Raw genomic sequence first — 18888 nt, forward strand, 5'->3', positions numbered from 1 at the left:
CCCGTCAAGGGGAGGCGAGCGGCCGGGTGAGCGCGACACCCGGCCGCTTTCCGGTGTTTGCGGAGAGATCTCGGGATGGTTAGGTTGCAGAGCCGCTCTGCATTCCCAATTCTCAGGATTTCCCCGTCCGGCTTTCCCGGAAGCCCCCGGATTCCCCAAGGATGATTTTCAGATGAAGCAGTCTGCCGCCAAGAAGCTCGGTGTCGCCGCTCTCGGTGCCGCTTTCGCCGCCACCGCCGCCGGCACGGCCTCCGCCGCGCCGTCCCTGCCCGTCGGAGCCGACGTGCTGGGCACGGTGACCCAGGCCGTCCCGCTGGGGGACGGCCTGACCGAGCTCCCCGCCGGCGCCGCCGATTCCCTCGGTGCCGGCCAGGGCGCCCTCGACCAGGGGGCGAAGACGCTCCCGGCCGCCGCCGGCCAGGCCACCAAGCCCCTCGACAGCGTCACCGGCGGTCTCGGCGGCTCGCTCGGCGGCCTCCTCGGCGGCCTGCCGCTGGGCGCCACCGGTCTGCCGCTCGGCTGACCCGCACCACGGGACACGTACGACGCCGAAGGGGCGCGCACCCGGTCTTCCGGGCACGCGCCCCTTCGGCGTGCGCCGGCCGGCAGGCGGTCCCGCGCGCGGTGGTCACCAGGCGGTGCTCGCGCCCTTCTCCGCCGGCAGGAAGACCCACAGGGCCAGATAGATGAGGAACTGCGGGCCGGGCAGCAGACACGAGACCAGGAAGATCACGCGCATCGTCGACGCGGAGGTGCCGAAGCGCCGGGCCAGCGCCGCGCACACTCCACCGATCATGCGTCCGTCACGGGGGCGGGCAAGTGCGGCCATGGTGGGCTCCTTCGGAGTCGGTCCGGGAGCCGCTCCGTCGGGCTCCCGATGACTCCATACTGCCGCCGTACGGGATCCCCGGCGTCGGTCTACCGGGCGACCGGCACCCTGGAAATCGTCGGGGTCGCACCCTGAGACCCCTCGTCCCCCAGCAGGGCGGCACCCTGACCGCGGCTGGTCCCCGCGGAGGAGCGCGACCGCCCCCTGTCCGACCGCCCCGCGTCCGCCCTGCGCCGCAGCCACGTCCGCCCGGCCGGCACGAGCAGCAGATGCGCGAGCGCCACCCCCGCGGTGTTCAGGAGGATCGAGTCCACGTCCACGACCTGGCCGGGTACGGCGGTCTGCAGCAGCTCCACGCCGAGCGACACCAGCGCACCGGCGGCGGTCGTCCGGACCAGCGAGGCCCAGTGGGAGACGTCGAGCCGTCCGTCGGCCATCGGCAGCAGCACCCCGAGCGGGGCCAGAAGCAGCAGACCCTCGCCGATCAGCCGGGCCGCCTCGGCGGCGCCGAGGGCGAGATCCGCCCGGAGGCCGTTCAGGGGGACGGTGTTCGGCGCGGTCACCCAGGCCACGTCCCGTGGGCGCAGGCTGACCCAGGCGACGAGCAGCAGATGCGCGACGACGAGGACGAACCCCGCCACGCGGACGACCACGGCGGCACTGCCGCCCGAACCTTGACGCTGCACGCCCCCCAAGACGCCCCGCACCGCGGAATCGGTTCCGCCGGACGCGGCCCAGCCCGCCGGAGCACCCCTGAAGGGCCTCGGGTCAGCCCGTGGGGGCGGCCGGAGGACCGGGCACGGCGGCCGTCGGCGGCGCCGACTCGGGCCGCTCCCTGAGGTCCGTCGTGCACCGGTAGCGCTTCGGCGCGTACGCGCCGGGCCCGCCGAGCAGAACCGTGTGGTCACCCGCGCCCGCCGAACTCCCCGCGAACGTGCAGACCAGCTGCGACAGCGCCGCCGGCGCCAGGTCCTCCGGCTGCCGGCTCAGCCGCAGCGTGCCCGCCGGGTCGCCCTCGCGGCCGCCGCGCACCACCAGCGGGCCGCGCACCGCGGTCGAGAACCCGGCCTGCCGCTCACTCTCCGAGGGCTCGGCCAGCAGCTGCGCGAGCAGCCCCCCGGCCGTACGCACCGGGTCGCCGCCCGCCTTCTCCTCCGGCAGCGGCGAGCGCCGGTCCACCGCCTCCAGCTGGGACCCGCAGATCAGGAACACCCTGACCGGCACGCCCCGCAGCGCCGCCCCCGTCGTACCGCCCTCGGCGGTGCTGCACGGGACCCGGGACGGGGCCGCGCCCGCGTCGACCGGGACCGACGTCGTCCTGATCCCACAGCCGGTGACCAGGGCGGCCATCGCGACCGCCGTCAGGGCCGTACGCCCGAAGGTGCGGCGCCTCACGCTTCCTCCACCTCGCCCTGACTGCTGCGGGTCTGCACCTCGCGGGTGATCCCCGAGGCGTCCAGGGGCAGCCGCAGCACGAACACCGCGCCGTCCACCGTCCCGTCCTCGCCGACCGAATTGGAGGCGGTGATCGAACCGCCGTGGATCAGCGCGTTCTCCATGGCGATCGAAAGACCGAGACCGCTGCCGTCGGACCGGGGCCGGGACGCGCTCGCCTTGTAGAACCGGTCGAAGACGTGCGGCAGCACCTCCTCGGGGATGCCGGGGCCGTGGTCGCGTACCGCGATGACCAGTTCGTCGTCCTCGGTGCGCACCGAGACCCGCACCGGCGAACCGCCGTGCTTCAGCGCGTTGCCGATCAGGTTCGCCAGGATGACGTCGAGCCGGCGCGGGTCGAGCGGTGCCACGATCCCGCGCTCGGCGTCCAGGTCGACCGCGTCCAGCCACGCCCGCGCGTCGATGCACGCGGTGATCTGGTCGGCGATGTCCACCTCGTCGAGGACGAGCCGGGCGGTGCCCGCGTCGAAACGGGTCACCTCCATCAGGTTCTCCACCAGGTTGTTGAGCCGCCGCGTCTCGCTGACGACGAGCGCCACCGCCGGCGCGATCATCGGGTCGAGGGAGTCCTGCTCGTCCTCCAGGACCTCCGTGACCGCGGTCAGCGCGGTCAGCGGGGTCCGCAGCTCGTGCGACATGTCGGCCACGAACCGCCGGGAGGACTCCTCCCGGGCGCTCATGTCCGCGACCTTCTTCTGCAGGGACTCGGCCGCGCTGTTGAACGTACGGGAGAGATCCGCGAGTTCGTCCGCGCCGGTGACCCGCAGACGGGTGTCGAGCTTGCCCTCGCCGAGCTGCCGCGCCGCCTCGCCGAGCCGGTGCACCGGACGCAGCACGGTCGTCGCCGCGACCTGCGCGAGCAGCACCGAACCGGCCACCGCGAGCGCCGTCGCGATCCCGAGCGACCAGGCGAGCGAGTTCAGATCGGCCTTCTCCGCGGCCAGCGACTTGAACATGTAGCCGGCGGGCCCGCCGCCGTCGATCCGCGTCCCGCCCACCAGGTACGGCGTCCCGTTCCGCTCCGTACGCTGCCAGAACAGGTGGTACGGGTACGGGTTGGCCTCCGTCACCGCCCGCTTCGTGTCCACGGCGTCCATCAGCGAGCGCGGCACGTCGGCCAGGGTGAAGTCGTCCGGGTCCGACGCGCCGACGATCGGCTTGCCCGCGGCCCGCTCCCCGAGCAGCAGCACCTGGTAGTTGGCGCCGCTGCCGCTCGCGATCTGCTCGGCGGTCCGCCGCAGGTCGTCCTGGTTCGGCCGGAGCGGCAGGGTCGCCGCCCGGTTCTGCATCTCCTGCCGGAAGTCGTTGAGCGCCCCGTCCTGGGTGCGGGTCAGCACCGCCTCGCGGTTCAGCCAGTACGCGATGCCGGACGCGGCGACGGCGGCGGTGAGCGCGACGAGGGCGAAGACGACGACGAGCCGCAGCCGCAGGCTGGAGAGACGCAGCCGCGTGAGGATCCCCTTGCTCACGCAGGGACGTCCAGCCGGTAGCCGACCCCGCGCACGGTACGGATCAGCGTCGGCGAGGACGGCACGTCCTCCACCTTGGCGCGCAGCCGCTGCACACACGCGTCGACGAGCCGCGAGTCGCCCAGGTAGTCGTGCTCCCAGACGAGCCTCAGCAACTGCTGCCGGGAGAGCGCCTGACCGGGCCGGCGGCTCAGCTCCAGAAGCAGCCGCAGCTCGGTCGGGGTGAGCTGGAGGTCCTCGCCGTTCTTGGTGACCGTCATCGCGGAGCGGTCGATCACCAGCGAGCCGTACGTCGCCGAATCCGTCGACTCCCGCTCGCCGCGCCGCAGTACGGCCCGGATACGGGCGTCCAGGACGCGGCCCTGCACCGGCTTCACGACGTAGTCGTCGGCTCCGGACTCCAGACCCACGACCACGTCGATGTCGTCGCTGCGCGCGGTCAGCAGGATGATCGGCAGCTGGTCGGTGCGGCGGATGCGCCGGCACACCTCGAAGCCGTCGATGCCGGGCAGCATGACGTCGAGCACGACCAGGTCGGGCCGCTGCTCGCGCAGCAGCTGGAGGCCGTCCTCACCGGTCGCGGCGGTGGCCACCCGGTGGCCCTGCCGGGACAGGGAGAGTTCGAGGGCCGTGCGGATGGCGTCGTCGTCCTCGATCAGCAGCAGAAAAGGCACGGACGCATTCTGTCGCATGCGGCCGTCCGAGTTCGACCGCTGGGAGGCGCGCATCTGTCGGGGCCCCTGTGACACGTCTGTGACAGTCGGCGGACAACGCCATGAAGTCCGGTGGGCAAGCTTCTGGCACACGGACCGAAACACACTCCAACCGACGGGGGGCGCGAGATGAACGCACTGCACAGCACCACCTCAAGCGCAGTAGTCACGCGTCTCCACGACGTCGTACGGAGCACGGAGAAGTCCGGCGCGATCACGAACGGACGGGGGTGCGTTCGGAGCGTCGGGCGTCAGCGCAAGGCGCCTTACATGGTGGCCGTCGCTGACGGGGGAGCGGCGTACGGGGAGGTCACGGGGGAGCGCACCTGCTCGGAGGCCGAGTTCACGGCTTACGTCCAGGAGCGTCGTGCCTCCCTGTACGCCACCGCCTACCACCTCACCGGTGACCGGTTCGAGGCCGAGGACCTGCTGCAGAGCGCGCTGTTCTCCACGTACCGCGCCTGGGAGCGGATCAGCGACAAGGCCGCGGTCGGCGGATACCTCCGCCGCACCATGACCAACCTGCACATCAGCGCCTGGCGCCGGCGCAAGCTCAACGAGTACCCGACCGAGGAGCTCCCGGAGACGGTGGGCGAGACGGACGCGATGCGCGGCACGGAGCTGCGCACGGTGCTGTGGCAGGCCCTGGCCCGGCTGCCCGAGCTCCAGCGGACCATGTTGGTGCTGCGTTACTACGAGGGCCGGACCGATCCGGAGATCGCGGAGATCCTGGACATCAGTGTCGGCACGGTGAAGTCGAGCATCTGGCGCTCGCTGCGGCGACTGCGCGAGGACGAGGTGCTGAGCTTCGGCCGTGACGAGGAGGAGTCCTTCGGCGAGCTGGTGGCCTGAAGGTCGGGGGGAAAGACCCACGAGGGCCTACGGGGGAGACGGGGCCGGCGGGGGTTGTTGTTCACGGGGGACCCGTACGGGGGTGCGGGTTGAACGAAGCGGGTCGTACGGGCCGGGGGGCCACGTACGACCCGCTTCGTGCGTGTCAGCCGGCCGCCGGGGTCCGGTGGCGGCCCGCCGCGGCCGCTGCCAGGCGGCCCAGGGCCTCGGGCTTCGCGCAGGGGTGGGCGCCCAGGGAGGCCTGGCGGGCCACGATCGCCCGTTCGGCCCGCATCAGGCGCCAGCCGCGCCGCAGCAGGAACGGCACCGACTTGCGGCCCTCGCGGAGATCGCGGACGAGCCGTCGGCGGAACGTCGTCGAGGGGCGGCCGCGCAGGCACAGCGCGTCGGCGAGGACGTCGAGTTCACGGCAGCGGGCCACGATCTCGGCCGCGAAGATCCCCTCCGCCACGAAGAGCGGCGTTCGCTCGATGTCGAACCGCTCGCGGTCCACCCGGGAGCTGGTGGCGATGTCGTACACGGGGACCTCGGTCCGCCCCGTACGGCACAGTTCGACGATCGCGGAGACGGCGGCGTCCGCGTCCCAGGACCGTGGGGAGTCCCAGTCGATGTCCGCGCTGCCTTCGACGACGGGGAGGGTCGGGTCGCCGGCCTCCTTGTAGAAGTCGTCGAGGCGCAGGACCGGGAGGCCGGTGACGGCGGCGAGGGACGACTTGCCGGAGCCGGAGGGGCCCGCGAGCAGGACGACCCGGGTCGGGATCGGTAGGGAACTCACGGGACACCAGTGTGAACCATTCCCGCGTGCGGGGGACCCCCGAGGAAGGCCCTGGGTATCGAGCATCACACCCCGACTACTGACCGTGTCCACCCGGTCGCGCTCGGGTCACCCGCGGCCCGGGCCCGCCGACGCGGGGGCCGCTTCCGTGGCGGGAGCCGCTCCGGCGGTCGTCCGCAGCGGGTCCTCCCGTACGAACCAGGCCACGGCGAACGCCAGGGCGGCGAGCACGGCCGTGCCGAGCAGGACCCCGTGCAGCCCGCTTGTCACCGCCGCGCGCAGGCCCTCCCGTACCGGCTCCGGCAGCCGCTGCGCCTGCGCCGGGGTCACGTTCGGGTCGGTCCCCGCGAGGCGGGCGGTGAAGACCGCGCCGAGGACGGCCACGCCGAGCGAGCCGCCGAGGGTCCGCACGAGGGTCACGGTGCCGCTCGCCGCTCCCATGTCACGCGGCTCGGCGGCGTACAGGGTGACGAGCAGCGTCGCCTGCATGAGGAAGCCCATGCCCGCCCCGACGACCACGGTGAGCCCGGAGGCGACGGCCGTGGGGGTCTCCACGTCGAGCAGCAGCAGGACGAGTGCCCCCGCCGTCATCAGCGCGCCGCCGAGGATCGGGTAGATCCGGTAGCGGCCGGTGCGGGCGATGAACCGGCCCGAGCCCAGCTGTGCGGCGACCATGGCCAGCATCAGCGGCAGCAGCAGCAGGCCGCTCGCCGTGGACGACTGGCCGCGGACGAACTGCAGGTACTGCGGGAGGTAGTTCATCGCGGCGATCATCCCCGCGCCGACCAGGAAGCTCAGGATCTGCGCGAGGGTGAAGTTGCGCCCGCGGAAGAGCCGGGGCGGGATCACGGGCTCCTCGGCCCGTCGCTCGACCCGGACGAACCAGGCGAGGGCCGCCGCCGCGACCGCGCCGAGGGCCAGGATCCGCGGCGAGGTCCAGGCGTGGGCGGTGCCGGCCCAGCCGGCGAGCAGGGTGAGCGCCAGGACACCGGTGGTGAGCAGCAGGGCGCCCGCCCAGTCGACGCGCGCGCGGACGCGTTCGGTCCGTACGCGCAGGGCGAGCGCCACGATCAGCACGGCGGCGAGGCCGACCGGCAGATTGACGTAGAAGGCCCAGCGCCAGTTCAGGTGGTCGGTGAGGACGCCGCCGAGGAGCGGGCCGCCGGCGAAGGCGACCGGCAGCATGGCGCCGGTGACGGCCTGGACCCTGGGGCTGTCCTTCGGGTCCACCAGGGTGCCGATGAGCGCGAAGGCGCCGACCATCAGACCGCCGGCGCCGATGCCCTGGAGGGCGCGGAAGGCGATGAGCTGGTCCATGGTCTGGGCGACGCCGGAGAGCACCGACCCGGCGAGGAAGACGACGACGGCGGACAGATAGCTGCCCTTGCGGCCGTAGAGGTCGCCGAGCTTGCCCCAGAGCGGGGTGGCGACGGCGGCGGTGAGCAGGTAGGCGGTGACGACCCAGGACAGCCGGTCGAGGCCGCCGAGTTCGCCCGCGATGGTGGGCAGGGCCGTGCCGACGATCGTGCCGTCGAGGGTGGCGAGGACGATGCCGAGCATGAGGCCGGTGATGCCGAGGTAGGGGATGCGTGCCCGCTGAGGTGTCGTCATGGCTCAGGCCGCGTAGGGCTTGCGGGCGCGGGCCTCGCGGAGCGCCTCCGCCCACCAGGTGAGCTGTTCGAGCATCGACTTCGCGGCGGCGTCGGCAGCGGGGTCGACGGCCCGGCCGTTCTCGTCGAACTGGCCCCAGACTCCCTGGAGTCCGACGGCCTCGCGGACGGTGACGGCGTGCAGTTCGGCGAAGACGCCCCGGAGGTGTTCGACGGCGCGCAGGCCGCCGGAGAAGCCGCCGTAGGCGACGAAGCCGACGGGCTTGGCGTGCCACTCCCTGTTGTGCCAGTCGATCGCGTTCTTGAGGGACGCCGGATAGCTGTGGTTGTACTCGGGCGTCACCACGACGAAGGCGTCGGCGGCGGCCAGGCGCGGTGACACGGCGGCGAGCAGGGCGCGGTCCTCGGCGCGCTCGGGGGCCTGGCCGAGGTGGGGGAACACGGTCGGGAGCGGGGTCTCGGCGAGGTCGATCAGGTCGGTGGTCAGCTCGGGGCGGGCGGCGGCGTGGGCGAGCAGCCACTTCGCGACGGTGGGGCCGAGGCGGCCGTCGCGGGTCGAGCCCTGGATCACGGCGAGGTGGAGCGGTGTGTTCATGGGTCCCCCTGGGAGCGGTGACGTGTACGGCGTACACGCTTGGGTGTACAACGTACACGTCGGTGTGTACAGCGTCCACAAGGCATACGCTGTACGCGAGAGAGGGAGGCCGGAATGGCGAAGAAGGAAGAGACGGGCACCGTCTCGCTGTGGGAGCGCCTGGAGCGGCCCGCGGCGGCGCCGAGGACGTCCCTCACCCCGCAGCGGATCGCCGAGGTCGCGATCGGCATCGCGGACCGCGACGGCTTCGAGGCCGTCACCATGCGGAAGATCGCCGCGGAACTCGGCGTCGCGCCCATGGCCGCCTACCGGCACGTCGACGGCAAGGACGAGCTGTGGGCGCTCATGGTCGACCGGGTGTCGGCCGAACTGGAACCGGTGGGAGCGGCCGCGGCTGAGCCTGGGCCCGGGTCCGGGCCGGAACCGGTCGGGCCCGGGTCGGCCGGAGGCGTCGCGGACTGGCGCGGCACGCTTCGGGCGCACGCGCTGCGGACCCGGGAGTCGATGCTGCGCCACCCCTGGCTCGCCCACATGCCGGCGCCGCTCTTCGCGATCACCCCGAACCGGATGGCGGCGGCCGAACGCCAGCTCGCCGCCCTCGACGGTCTCGGGCTCGACGCCGACACGATGATGGCCGCGTTCCGCGCGGTCAGCGCCTACGTCCACGGGGCCACACAGGCGGAGGCCGCGCTGCGCCGGTACATGGCGGAGCGGGGCTGGGGGAGCGGTGACGAGACGCGCCGGGGCCTCGCCCCGCAGATGTCGTACCTGATGGAGACCGGGCGCTACCCGACCTACCGGCGGTACACGCAGGGGGCCGCGCGCAAGGACGACGCGGAGTGGCAGTTCCTCACCGGGCTCGACTGCGTCCTCGACGGGGTGGCCGGGCTGGTCGAGCGCCACGGGCGGGCATGACGGAACGGGCCCCCGGGTTTCCCCGGAGGCCCGTTCGATACGGCATCAGTACGAGGAGCCGCTCGCGCCCAGCGAACCCGTCGGGTGCCAGACCGTCTTCGTCTCCAGGAAGGCGGTCATGCGGTCCAGGGCCGGGGACTCGGTGAAGTCCTCCGTACGCGGGCGCAGGACGCGCTTCAGGTTGTCCGCGGCCGCGATCTCCAGGTCACGGGCGAGGTCGCCCTCGGTCGCGCCCGTCAGGTCGATCGCGTTGACGTCCTGGTGGGCCGCCAGGTGCGGGCCCATCTCCGCGGCCTTGCCGGAGAGGATGTTCACGACGCCGCCCGGCAGGTCGGAGGTGGCGAGCACCTCGCCCAGGGAGAGCGCCGGCAGCGGGGCCTTCTCGCTCGCGATCACGACGGCCGTGTTGCCCGTCGCGATCACCGGGGCGATCACCGAGACCAGGCCGAGGAAGGACGAGTCCTGCGGGGCCACGACCGTGACGACTCCGGTCGGCTCGGGCGTCGACAGGTTGAAGTACGGGCCCGCGACCGGGTTGGCACCGCCCACGACCTGCGAGATCTTGTCCGTCCAGCCCGCGTACCAGACCCAGCGGTCGATGGCCGCCTCGACGACCTCGGCCGCCTTGTTCTTGGACAGGCCCTCCGCGTGCGCGACCTCGTGCACGAACTGGCCCTTGCGGCCCTCCAGCATCTCGGCGACGCGGTAGAGGATCTGGCCGCGGTTGTACGCGGTCGCGCCCGCCCAGCCGCCGAACGCCTTGCGGGCCGCGACGACCGCGTCACGGGCGTCCTTGCGGGAGGAGAGGGGGGCGTTGGCCAGCCACTTGCCCTTGCTGTCCTGCACTTCGTACACCCGGCCGCTCTCGGAGCGGGGGAACTTGCCCCCGACGTACAGCTTGTAGGTCTTGAAGACGCTCAGACGCTGCTCGGACTTCTCAGACATCGAGGTAGGCCTCCAGACCGTGACGGCCGCCCTCGCGGCCGAAACCCGACTCCTTGTAGCCGCCGAAGGGCGAGGTCGGGTCGAACTTGTTGAACGTGTTGGCCCAGACGACACCCGCGCGGAGCTTGCCGGCGACCGCGAGGATGCGGGAGCCCTTCTCCGTCCAGATGCCGGCGGAGAGGCCGTACTGGCTGTTGTTGGCCTTAGCGACCGCCTCGTCGGGCGTACGGAAGGTCAGCACCGACAGGACCGGGCCGAAGATCTCGTCGCGGGCGACGGTGTGCGCCTGCGTGACGTTCGTGAAGAGCGTCGGGGCGAACCAGTAACCGGCCGCCGGGATCTCGCAGTCGGCGGTCCAGCGCTCGGCGCCCTCCGCCTCGCCCTGCTCCACCAGCGTGGTGATACGGGCCAGCTGCTCCGAGGAGTTGATGGCACCGATGTCGGTGTTCTTGTCCAGCGGGTCACCGAGGCGGAGGGTGCTCAGGCGGCGCTTGAGCGAGTCGAGCAGCTCGTCCTGGATCGACTCCTGGACAAGGAGGCGCGAGCCCGCGCAGCAGACCTGGCCCTGGTTGAAGAAGATGCCGGTGACGATGCCCTCGACGGCCTGGTCGATCGGGGCGTCGTCGAAGACGATGTTCGCGCCCTTGCCGCCCAGCTCGAGCGTGACCTTCTTGTCGGTACCGGCGACGGACCGCGCGATGGCCTTGCCGACGGCGGTCGAGCCGGTGAACGCGACCTTGTTCACGTCCGGGTGCTCGACGAGCGCGGCGCCGGTGTCCCCGTAACCGGGAAGGATGTTGACGACGCCCTTCGGCAGCCCCGCCTGACGGCAGATGTCCGCGAAGAACAGGGCGGAGAGCGGGGTCGTCTCGGCCGGCTTCAGGACGACCGTGTTGCCGGTCGCGAGCGCCGGGGCGATCTTCCACGCCAGCATGAGCAGCGGGAAGTTCCACGGGATGACCTGGCCGGCGACGCCCAGCGGACGCGGGTTCGCGCCGTAGCCGGCGTGGTCGAGCTTGTCGGCCCAGCCCGCGTAGTAGAAGAAGTGCGCGGCGACCAGGGGGAGGTCCGCGTCGCGGGTCTCCCTGATCGGCTTGCCGTTGTCCAGGGTCTCCAGGACGGCCAGCTCGCGGCTGCGCTCCTGGATGATCCGGGCGATGCGGAACAGGTACTTGGCGCGCTCGGAGCCGGGCAGCGCCGACCACTTCTCGAAGGCCTTGCGGGCGGCCTTCACCGCGCGGTCGACGTCCTCGGCGCCCGCCCGGGCGACCTCGGCGAGGACCTCCTCGGTGGACGGCGAGACGGTCTTGAAGACCTTCCCGTCGGCCGCCTCGACGAACTCGCCGTCGATGAACAGGCCGTAGGAGGGGGCGATGTCGACGACGGACCGGGACTCCGGCGCCGGTGCGTACTCGAATGCAGATGCCATGTTGATCAGTCCACCGTCACGTAATCGGGGCCGGAGTAACGGCCGGTCGCCAGCTTCTGGCGCTGCATCAGCAGGTCGTTGAGCAGGCTGGAGGCGCCGAAGCGGAACCAGTGGTTGTCCAGCCAGTCCTCGCCCACGGTCTCGTTGACGAGGACCAGGAACTTGATCGCTTCCTTGGTGTTGCGGATGCCGCCGGCCGGCTTCACACCGATCTGCACACCGGTCTGGGCGCGGAAGTCGCGCACGGCCTCCAGCATGAGGAGCGTGTTCGCCGGGGTGGCGTTGACCGCGACCTTGCCGGTCGAGGTCTTGATGAAGTCCGCGCCGGCCATCATGCCGAGCCAGGAGGCGCGGCGGATGTTGTCGTACGTGGACAGCTCGCCCGTCTCGAAGATCACCTTGAGGCGGGCGCGGTCGCCGCACTCCGCCTTGATCGCGGCGATCTGCTCGAAGACCTCCAGGTAGCGGCCGGAGAGGAAGGCGCCCCGGTCGATGACCATGTCGATCTCGTCGGCGCCGGCGGCGATGGCGTCCGCCGTGTCGGCGAGCTTCACCGGGAGGGCGGCGCGGCCGGCCGGGAAGGCGGTGGCGACCGAGGCGACCTTGACGCCCGAGCCCGCGGTGGCGGCCTTGGCGGTGGCCACCATGTCGGGATAGACGCAGACGGCGGCGGTCGTCGGGGTCGAGCGGTCGGTCGGATCGGGACGGACGGCCTTGGCGGCGAGCGCCCGGACCTTGCCCGGGGTGTCCGCGCCTTCGAGCGTCGTCAGGTCGATCATGGAGATGGCCAGGTCGATGGCGTACGCCTTGGACGTGGTCTTGATCGAGCGGGTGCCGAGGGACGCGGCGCGCGCCTCCAGGCCGACGGCGTCGACGCCGGGCAGCCCGTGGAGGAAACGGCGCAGCGCACTGTCGGACGCGGTCACGTCGGCGAATGCGAGAGCTGCGGGTGCAGTGGTGGGCATGGTCACCAGTCGAGCATATCTACGCGCGTAGCGACCTGTACAGGGGAACGGGTCGGCTCAGGGGTGCGGGAAGGCGCGCGGCGAAGGCGTCCCGGCGGCGGGGGAACCGGAGATGGCCACACCCGGGGGATCCGGGGTGACCTCTGTCACGTGGCTGTGCCACGGAGCGGATCGGTCCCCCGCCCAAGCGTCCGGATCGGCGACGAGAAGCCCGACGACATCCTTCTGTACCCCGACGACATCATTCCGTACGCGGATCTCACGGCCGTGCGGGCCGCCTGAGCCCCCACCGGGCCGCTGAGGCAGAATCGGCGCCATGACGACCCCCGAGCCGACCCCCGAGCCCAGCCACGAGCCGAGCCGCGAGTCGACCCCCGAGCAGCCGTCCGCGAAGCAGACGTCCCCCGACCGTGTCTTCCGGTCGCCGCTGGGAATCGCGAGCGGGGTGTTCCTGCTGCTCCTCGCGTGCGTGTTCGCCGGTGACGTGCTGCTGCGCGGCGAGGGCCGCTCACCCTGGATCGCGCTCGCGGGTCTGATCCTCGCCGTCCCGCTGATCGTCGCCTTCACCATCCGGCCCGCCGTGTACGCCAACGACGACCGGCTCCGGATCCGCAACCCGTTCCGGTCGATCACGCTGCCCTGGGCGACGGTCGCCGACGTCCGCGCCGGCTACTCGAGCGAGGTCCTCACCCAGGACGGCACCAAGTACCAGCTGTGGGCCGTCCCCGTCTCGCTGCGCCAGCGCAAGAGGGCGGCCCGCCGTGCCGCCCGCGCCTCCCAGGACGACCCGCACGGCCGCACCTCGGTCTCCGCCGACGTACGGGACAGCGCCTCCCGGACCGCGCCCAGCGACCAGACCGTCGCCGACCTGCGCGAGCTCGCCGAGCAGCGCTCCACCGCCCCGGGGGCGCAGGGCGCGGTGCGCGTGCGCTGGGCGTACGAGATCGTCGGGCCCGCCGTGGCCGGACTGCTGCTGCTTGTGATTCTGATGGCGACGGGCTGATCCGTGGCGTCGGGCTGATCCGTACGGACGTGGGCTGATCCGTACGGACGTGGAATGCGTACGGTCGGCCTGATCCGCACCGTCGGGCTGATCCGCCGCGGCCGGCGAACCCGCCGCACAGGTTCACCCGGACGGACGAAGGGCCGGTACGGAGTGGACTCCGTACCGGCCCTTCGCGGTCGCGGCCGGGCGTCAGAGCCCCGCGGCCGCCGACAGGTCCCGCTTGATCGCGACCAGTACTTCCGCGGCCTTCGCCCGCGCGGGCGCGAGGTCGACCGCCGAGGCGACCGGCACCACGACCTCCAGGTAGCACTTGAGCTTGGGCTCCGTGCCGCTGGGGCGGACGATCACCCGGGCCTTGTACGTGCCCTCCAGGTGGTAGCGCAGCCCGTCCGTCGGGGGCAGCGACTCCGTGCCCTTCGTCAGGTCCTCCGCCGAGACGACCGTCAGACCGGCCAGCGAGACCGGCGGCCGCTCGCGCAGCGCCGTCATGGCGTTCGCGATGACCGTCAGGTCCTCGACCCGCACCGACAGCTGGTCCGTGGCGTGCAGCCCGTGCTCCACCGCCAGGTCGTCGAGCAGGTCGGTCAGCGTCCGGCCCTGCTCCCTGAGCACCGAGGCCAGCTCGGTGACGAGCAGCGCCGCCGTGATGCCGTCCTTGTCGCGGACGCCCTCGGGGTCGACGCAGTAGCCCAGCGCCTCCTCGTACCCGTACCGCAGGCCCTCGACGCGGGCGATCCACTTGAAGCCGGTCAGGGTCTCCTCGTAGCCGACGCCCGCCGCCTCGGCGATCCGGCCGAGCAGCGAGGACGACACGATCGACTCGGCGAAGACGCCCGTGGCGCCCTTGTGCACGAGGTGCGCGGCGAGCAGCGCGCCGACCTCGTCGCCCCGGAGCATCCGCCAGCCCCCGACGACCGTCGGGTCGGGGACGGCCACCGCGCAGCGGTCGGCGTCCGGGTCGTTGGCGATGACCAGGTCGGGGTCGACGGCACGGGCCGCCTCGAAGGCCAGGTCCATGGCCCCCGGCTCCTCCGGGTTGGGGAAGGCGACCGTCGGGAAGGCCGGGTCCGGCTCGGCCTGCGCGGCGACGAGCGCCGGCGGCGGGAAGCCGGCGCGGGCGAACGCGGCCGTCAGGACGTCCTTGCCGACGCCGTGCATGGCCGTGTAGACGGTCCGGGCGGTCCGCGGGGACCCGGGGGTCAGGACGGCGTCCGTACGCTCCAGATAGGCGTCGAGGACCTCGTCGCCGAGGGTCTCCCAGCCGGTCTCCGGACGCGGTACGTCGTCCAGCGAGCGGATCGCGTCGATCTCGGCGGCGATCTCCGCGTCGGCGGGCGGCACGATCTGCGAGCCGTCGCCCAGGTAGACCTTGTAGCCGTTGTCACGGGGAGGGTTGTGGCTCGCGGTGACCTCGACGCCCGCGACGGCGCCCAGATGCCTTATGGCGTACGCGAGGACGGGCGTCGGCAGCGGGCGGGGGAGCAGCGCGGCGCGGAGCCCGGCGCCGGTCATCACGGCGGCGGTGTCGCGGGCGAAGTCGGCGGACTTGTAGCGGGCGTCGTAGCCGATGACGACGAGCCCGCCGTCCTCGCCCTTCGCCTTCAGGTACGCGGCGAGACCGGCGGCGGCCCGGATGACGACGGACCGGTTCATGCGCATCGGCCCGGCGCCCAGCTCACCACGGAGTCCGGCGGTGCCGAACTGGAGGGTGCCGGCGAAACGGGCGGCGATCTCGGCGGTGTCACCGGCCTTGATCAGCTCGGCGAGCTCCTCGCGGGTCTCGCTGTCGGGGTCCTCGGCGAGCCAGGCCTGGGCCCGGGTGAGGAGGTCGTCCTGGGTCACGGTGTGCCTTTCGGGGTGGGGCGGGAGGGGGCGCGGGTGGGGTGGGCCGCTGCGCGGAGCCGTTCCCCACCCCGCCCCTTCCCGAAACTGGGGGCAGGCCCCCAGACCCCGTACGGCCTGCGGCCGTGCCCTCAAACGCCGGGCGGAAAATCCAGCCTCGCCGGCGTGTGAGGCGCGGGGTCTGGGGCGGAGCCCCAGTTTCGGGAAGTGGGGGTCCCCCCACGCCGCCAGGCGTAGGGGGAGGGGTGGGGAGGAAGCTCCGCGCAGCGGTGACCCGGCCGTGTCAGATCCGGTCGAGGACCCGCGTCAGCAGCTCGCCCATCCGCGCCGCCGAGTCACGGCCCGCCTGGAGGACCTCCTCGTGGTTCAGCGGCTCGCCCGAGAGCCCCGCCGCCAGGTTGGTGACCAGGGAGATGCCGAGGACCTCCGCGCCGGCCTCGCGGGCGGCGATGGCCTCGAGGACGGTGGACATGCCGACGAGGTCGCCGCCGAGGACGCGGACCATGTTGATCTCGGCCGGGGTCTCGTAGTGCGGGCCGGGGAACTGCACGTAGACGCCCTCTTCGAGGGTCTCGTCGACCTCCTTGCAGAGCGCGCGGAGCCGCGGCGAGTACAGGTCGGTGAGGTCCACGAAGTTCGCGCCGACGATCGGCGAGGCGGCCGTCAGGTTGAGGTGGTCGCTGATGAGGACCGGCTGGCCGGGGCGCATGCCCTCGCGCAGGCCGCCGCAGCCGTTGGTGAGGATGACGGTCCTGCAGCCGGCGGCGACGGCGGTGCGGACGCCGTGGGCGACGGACGCGACGCCGCGGCCCTCGTAGAAGTGCGTGCGGCCGAGGAAGACGAGGGCGCGCTTCTCACCGATCTTGTACGAGCGGATCTTGCCGCCGTGGCCCTCGACGGCGGGCGGCGGGAAGCCGGGGAGGTCGGTCACCGGGAACTCGGACTCGGGGGCACCGAGCGCGTCGACGGCGGGCGCCCAGCCCGAGCCCATGACCAGGGCGACGTCGTGGTTCTCGACTCCGGTCAGCTCGCGAAGACGTGCGGCAGCGGCCTCGGCGGCCTCGTACGGGGTGGCAGTTGCGTTCACTGACTCTCTCGCCTCGGGGAGGGGGGTCCGAGGCGCGGCCCCGGACTGATTTCCTACGCGCAGAAGCGTAGCCGGAGTTTGCCTACGCGCGTAGATGACGATGCCGACGGACATGCGATCGTTGTCTTGTCGTTTCCGACGAAAAGAGCACGCGCACCCCCGTCCCCACCTGTCGGGCGTTCGTACACCGTCAGCAGGGCCGCTTGCGCAGCTCCATCACGTAGTCGTGCGGCGCGCCCGCCGACTCGGCCGCGTCGGCGACCTCTCCCAGGTAACGGGCCGAGGGCAGTCCGCCCTCGTACGCGTTGAGCACGTACACCCAGGCGGCCTCCTCGCCGTCCAGGGTGTGCACCCGGACCCGCATCCTGCGGTAGATGTCGAGGCCGACGCCCTCCCACCGGTCCATGGACTCCTCGTCCATCGGCGCGATGTCGTACAGCGCCACGAAGACCTGCGAGCGGGGGGCCTCCACGATGGTGGCCAGCGCCCCCTCCCAGCCCATCTGCTCGCCGCCGAAGGTCAGCCGCCAGCCGTTCAGCCAGCCGGTGCCGCGCAGCGGGGAGTGCGGTGCGCGGCGGCTCATCAGCCGCGCGTCGAGGTTGCCGGCGAAAGCGGCGTAGAGCGACATGGCACCGAGGGTACGGGAGCGGGCGGGGTGTCCGCCGAACTCCGAGGTGGCGGCCGCGGGCCACGCCCGGCGGGAGGCCGGACGGGCGCGGGGGCGCCCTTCGGCGGGCCCCGGCGTGAGACCGCGCCGGGCGTGCGGGAGAATGGGGTACGCACTTGAGGCGTGCGGGACAATGGCGTACGCACTGCATCCCAGCGGGGGACCCCCCGGCAGCAGAACGAGAGCGCGAGGCGTAGATCCCAGTGACCCGGATCGTGATCATCGGCGGCGGACCCGGCGGATACGAGGCGGCCCTGGTGGGCGCCCAACTCGGCGCGGAGGTGACCGTCGTCGACACCGACGGCCTCGGCGGCGCGTCCGTCCTGACCGACTGCGTCCCCTCCAAGACGCTCATCGCCACGGCGGAGGTGATGACCACCTTCGACTCCTCCTACGAGGAGCTCGGCATCATCGTCGCGGACGACACCCCGCACCTGGAGCAGGCCGCCCGGGTCGTGGGCGTGGACCTCGGCAAGGTCAACCGACGGGTGAAGCGCCTCGCGCTCGCCCAGTCGCACGACATCACCGCCTCCGTCACCCGGGCCGGCGCCCGGGTGCTCCGCGGCCGCGGCCGGCTCTCCGGCCGGCAGGCGATGGACGGCTCCCGCCAGGTGGTCGTCACGGCCGCCGACGGCACGGAGGAGACGCTGACCGCGGACGCCGTGCTCATCGCGACGGGCGGCCACCCGCGCGAGGTGCCCGACGCCAAGCCGGACGGCGAGCGCATCCTGAACTGGACCCAGGTCTACGACCTCAAGGAGCTCCCCGAGGAGCTCATCGTGGTCGGCTCCGGCGTCACCGGCGCCGAGTTCGCCGGCGCCTACCAGGCGCTCGGCTCCCGGGTCACCCTCGTCTCCTCCCGCGACCGGGTCCTCCCCGGTGAGGACCCGGACGCCGCCGCCGTCCTCGAGGACGTCTTCCGGCGCCGCGGCATGAACGTCATGGCCCGCTCCCGCGCCGAGTCCGCCAAGCGGGTCGGCGACCGGGTCGAGGTCACCCTCGCGGACGGCCGGGTCATCTCCGGCACCCACTGCCTGATGGCCGTCGGCGCGATCCCGAACTCGGCCGGGATGGGTCTGGAGGAGGCCGGGGTCAAGCTGAAGGACTCCGGTCACATCTGGACCGACAAGGTCTCCCGCACGAGCGCCCCCGGCGTGTACGCGGCCGGTGACGTCACGGGTGTCTTCGCGCTCGCCTCGGTGGCCGCCATGCAGGGCCGCATCGCGATGTACCACTTCCTCGGCGACGCGGTGGCCCCGCTCAACCTGAAGACGGTCTCGTCGAACGTCTTCACCGACCCCGAGATCGCCACCGTCGGCTACACCCAGGCCGACGTGGACGCGGGCAAGATCGACGCCAAGGTCGTCAAGCTGCCGCTGCTGCGCAACCCCCGCGCGAAGATGCAGGGCATCCGGGACGGCTTCGTCAAGATCTTCTGCCGTCCGGGCACCGGGATCGTGGTCGGCGGCTGTGTCGTCGCCCCGAAGGCGAGCGAGCTGATCCATCCGATCTCGATCGCGGTCGACAACAATCTGACGGTCGAACAGATCGCAAATGCTTTCACCGTGTACCCCTCCCTGTCGGGTTCGATCGCGGAAGTGGCACGGCAGTTGCACACCCGGAAGACCTCGGGCGAGGCGTAACTCTCCGTGAGGCGCCCGCTCCCGCCTGCGGGAACGGTTCGCCGACTCGGACAACCCCCGGCAAGCCAGGGCATAGCCCAGGCCTGCGGCG

The 18888-nt window shown here is 72.5% G+C and carries 19 protein-coding genes; 5 read left to right on the plus strand and 14 right to left on the minus strand.

All coding sequences use genetic code 11. The annotated features are described in order from the left end of the window. Window positions 1-172 precede the first annotated feature (172 nt). Complete coding sequence (locus tag ACZ4VK_RS16715; protein WP_468352831.1) at window positions 173-523, plus strand: hypothetical protein; 351 nt, start codon at window positions 173-175, stop codon at window positions 521-523. Window positions 524-628: 105 nt separating this feature from the next. On the opposite strand, the gene ACZ4VK_RS16720 is transcribed toward ACZ4VK_RS16715, so the two are convergent. The 5 genes from ACZ4VK_RS16720 to afsQ1 form a co-directional block, all read right to left on the minus strand. After that, on the minus strand, window positions 629-829 hold the full coding sequence (locus ACZ4VK_RS16720) for a PspC domain-containing protein (protein ID WP_468352833.1): 201 nt from the start codon (window positions 827-829) through the stop codon (window positions 629-631). Between the two features lie 89 nt (window positions 830-918). Next, entirely contained in the window at window positions 919-1515 is a 597-nt protein-coding gene (locus ACZ4VK_RS16725; RefSeq protein WP_468352835.1) for a VanZ family protein, read from the minus strand. 82 nt (window positions 1516-1597) lie between these two features. Continuing rightward, window positions 1598-2224, minus strand: coding sequence for a hypothetical protein (locus ACZ4VK_RS16730; protein WP_468352837.1), 627 nt, complete (start codon window positions 2222-2224; stop codon window positions 1598-1600). Beyond that, window positions 2221-3753, minus strand: a complete 1533-nt coding sequence (locus ACZ4VK_RS16735) for an ATP-binding protein (RefSeq protein ID WP_468352839.1) — start codon at window positions 3751-3753, stop codon at window positions 2221-2223. The genes ACZ4VK_RS16730 and ACZ4VK_RS16735 overlap by 4 nt, the downstream gene beginning before the upstream one ends. Then, the gene (gene afsQ1, locus ACZ4VK_RS16740) at window positions 3750-4427 is read right to left on the minus strand and encodes a two-component system response regulator AfsQ1 (RefSeq protein WP_017239746.1); all 678 of its coding nucleotides are present in this window, start codon (window positions 4425-4427) and stop codon (window positions 3750-3752) included. Before afsQ1 ends, ACZ4VK_RS16735 begins: the two co-directional genes overlap by 4 nt. Window positions 4428-4595: 168 nt before the next feature. Between afsQ1 and ACZ4VK_RS16745 the strand changes: the two genes are divergently transcribed. After that, the gene (locus ACZ4VK_RS16745) at window positions 4596-5318 is read left to right on the plus strand and encodes a SigE family RNA polymerase sigma factor (RefSeq protein ID WP_468352841.1); all 723 of its coding nucleotides are present in this window, start codon (window positions 4596-4598) and stop codon (window positions 5316-5318) included. 145 nt (window positions 5319-5463) lie between these two features. Here the strand turns inward: ACZ4VK_RS16745 and ACZ4VK_RS16750 are convergent, their stop codons facing one another. From ACZ4VK_RS16750 to ACZ4VK_RS16760, 3 genes are read right to left on the minus strand one after another with little or no spacing between them, the layout of a single operon-like run. After that, entirely contained in the window at window positions 5464-6159 is a 696-nt protein-coding gene (locus ACZ4VK_RS16750) for a uridine kinase family protein (protein WP_468352843.1), read from the minus strand. A gap of 42 nt (window positions 6160-6201) precedes the next feature. Next, a complete protein-coding gene (locus ACZ4VK_RS16755; RefSeq protein WP_468352844.1) occupies window positions 6202-7704 on the minus strand; it encodes an MDR family MFS transporter in 1503 nt (500 codons plus the stop codon). Window positions 7705-7707: 3 nt separating this feature from the next. Further along, window positions 7708-8298: an NADPH-dependent FMN reductase gene (locus ACZ4VK_RS16760; RefSeq protein ID WP_468352846.1), complete on the minus strand. Its 591-nt coding sequence runs from the start codon at window positions 8296-8298 to the stop codon at window positions 7708-7710. A gap of 114 nt (window positions 8299-8412) precedes the next feature. Here ACZ4VK_RS16760 and ACZ4VK_RS16765 point away from each other — a divergent pair, with 114 nt between their 5' ends. After that, a complete protein-coding gene (locus tag ACZ4VK_RS16765; RefSeq protein ID WP_468352848.1) occupies window positions 8413-9213 on the plus strand; it encodes a TetR/AcrR family transcriptional regulator in 801 nt (266 codons plus the stop codon). Window positions 9214-9258: 45 nt separating this feature from the next. Here ACZ4VK_RS16765 and ACZ4VK_RS16770 read toward each other — a convergent pair whose 3' ends face one another. Genes ACZ4VK_RS16770 through deoC form a run of 3 tightly spaced genes read right to left on the minus strand, consistent with a single transcriptional unit; the run spans window position 9259 to window position 12552 of the window. Then, the gene (locus ACZ4VK_RS16770; protein ID WP_468352850.1) at window positions 9259-10158 is read right to left on the minus strand and encodes an aldehyde dehydrogenase family protein; all 900 of its coding nucleotides are present in this window, start codon (window positions 10156-10158) and stop codon (window positions 9259-9261) included. Beyond that, window positions 10151-11587 carry an aldehyde dehydrogenase family protein gene (locus ACZ4VK_RS16775; protein WP_468352852.1) on the minus strand — a complete coding sequence of 479 codons (1437 nt, stop codon included), beginning with the start codon at window positions 11585-11587 and terminating at the stop codon, window positions 10151-10153. Before ACZ4VK_RS16775 ends, ACZ4VK_RS16770 begins: the two co-directional genes overlap by 8 nt. A 5-nt stretch (window positions 11588-11592) precedes the next feature. Next, entirely contained in the window at window positions 11593-12552 is a 960-nt protein-coding gene (gene deoC / locus ACZ4VK_RS16780; protein WP_468352854.1) for a deoxyribose-phosphate aldolase, read from the minus strand. Between the two features lie 316 nt (window positions 12553-12868). Between deoC and ACZ4VK_RS16785 the strand changes: the two genes are divergently transcribed. Next, on the plus strand, window positions 12869-13555 hold the full coding sequence (locus tag ACZ4VK_RS16785) for a PH domain-containing protein (protein ID WP_468352855.1): 687 nt from the start codon (window positions 12869-12871) through the stop codon (window positions 13553-13555). Between the two features lie 192 nt (window positions 13556-13747). Here ACZ4VK_RS16785 and ACZ4VK_RS16790 read toward each other — a convergent pair whose 3' ends face one another. The 3 genes from ACZ4VK_RS16790 to ACZ4VK_RS16800 all read right to left on the minus strand — a co-directional run bounded on the left by ACZ4VK_RS16790 (window position 13748) and on the right by ACZ4VK_RS16800 (window position 17115). Further along, window positions 13748-15400: a phospho-sugar mutase gene (locus ACZ4VK_RS16790; protein WP_468352857.1), complete on the minus strand. Its 1653-nt coding sequence runs from the start codon at window positions 15398-15400 to the stop codon at window positions 13748-13750. Window positions 15401-15683: 283 nt separating this feature from the next. Then, window positions 15684-16487, minus strand: coding sequence for a purine-nucleoside phosphorylase (locus tag ACZ4VK_RS16795; RefSeq protein ID WP_468352859.1), 804 nt, complete (start codon window positions 16485-16487; stop codon window positions 15684-15686). Between the two features lie 190 nt (window positions 16488-16677). Beyond that, window positions 16678-17115: a gamma-glutamylcyclotransferase family protein gene (locus ACZ4VK_RS16800; protein WP_468352861.1), complete on the minus strand. Its 438-nt coding sequence runs from the start codon at window positions 17113-17115 to the stop codon at window positions 16678-16680. A 242-nt stretch (window positions 17116-17357) separates the two neighbouring features. Here ACZ4VK_RS16800 and ACZ4VK_RS16805 point away from each other — a divergent pair, with 242 nt between their 5' ends. Then, the gene (locus tag ACZ4VK_RS16805; RefSeq protein WP_468352863.1) at window positions 17358-18797 is read left to right on the plus strand and encodes an NAD(P)H-quinone dehydrogenase; all 1440 of its coding nucleotides are present in this window, start codon (window positions 17358-17360) and stop codon (window positions 18795-18797) included. Window positions 18798-18888 lie beyond the last annotated feature (91 nt).

The sequence above is a fragment of the Streptomyces sp. NPDC028711 genome (assembly GCF_055565415.1).

Coding starts and splice junctions, on each gene's coding strand:
- ACZ4VK_RS16715 (WP_468352831.1), top strand. CDS start 173: ATGAAGCAGTCTGCCGCCAAGAAGCTCGGTGTCGCCGCTCTCGGTGCC.
- ACZ4VK_RS16720 (WP_468352833.1), bottom strand. CDS start 829: ATGGCCGCACTTGCCCGCCCCCGTGACGGACGCATGATCGGTGGAGTG.
- ACZ4VK_RS16745 (WP_468352841.1), top strand. CDS start 4,596: ATGAACGCACTGCACAGCACCACCTCAAGCGCAGTAGTCACGCGTCTC.
- ACZ4VK_RS16750 (WP_468352843.1), bottom strand. CDS start 6,159: ATGCTCGATACCCAGGGCCTTCCTCGGGGGTCCCCCGCACGCGGGAAT.
- ACZ4VK_RS16755 (WP_468352844.1), bottom strand. CDS start 7,704: ATGACGACACCTCAGCGGGCACGCATCCCCTACCTCGGCATCACCGGC.
- ACZ4VK_RS16760 (WP_468352846.1), bottom strand. CDS start 8,298: ATGAACACACCGCTCCACCTCGCCGTGATCCAGGGCTCGACCCGCGAC.
- ACZ4VK_RS16765 (WP_468352848.1), top strand. CDS start 8,413: ATGGCGAAGAAGGAAGAGACGGGCACCGTCTCGCTGTGGGAGCGCCTG.
- ACZ4VK_RS16770 (WP_468352850.1), bottom strand. CDS start 10,158: ATGTCTGAGAAGTCCGAGCAGCGTCTGAGCGTCTTCAAGACCTACAAG.
- ACZ4VK_RS16775 (WP_468352852.1), bottom strand. CDS start 11,587: ATGGCATCTGCATTCGAGTACGCACCGGCGCCGGAGTCCCGGTCCGTC.
- deoC (WP_468352854.1), bottom strand. CDS start 12,552: ATGCCCACCACTGCACCCGCAGCTCTCGCATTCGCCGACGTGACCGCG.
- ACZ4VK_RS16785 (WP_468352855.1), top strand. CDS start 12,869: ATGACGACCCCCGAGCCGACCCCCGAGCCCAGCCACGAGCCGAGCCGC.
- ACZ4VK_RS16800 (WP_468352861.1), bottom strand. CDS start 17,115: ATGTCGCTCTACGCCGCTTTCGCCGGCAACCTCGACGCGCGGCTGATG.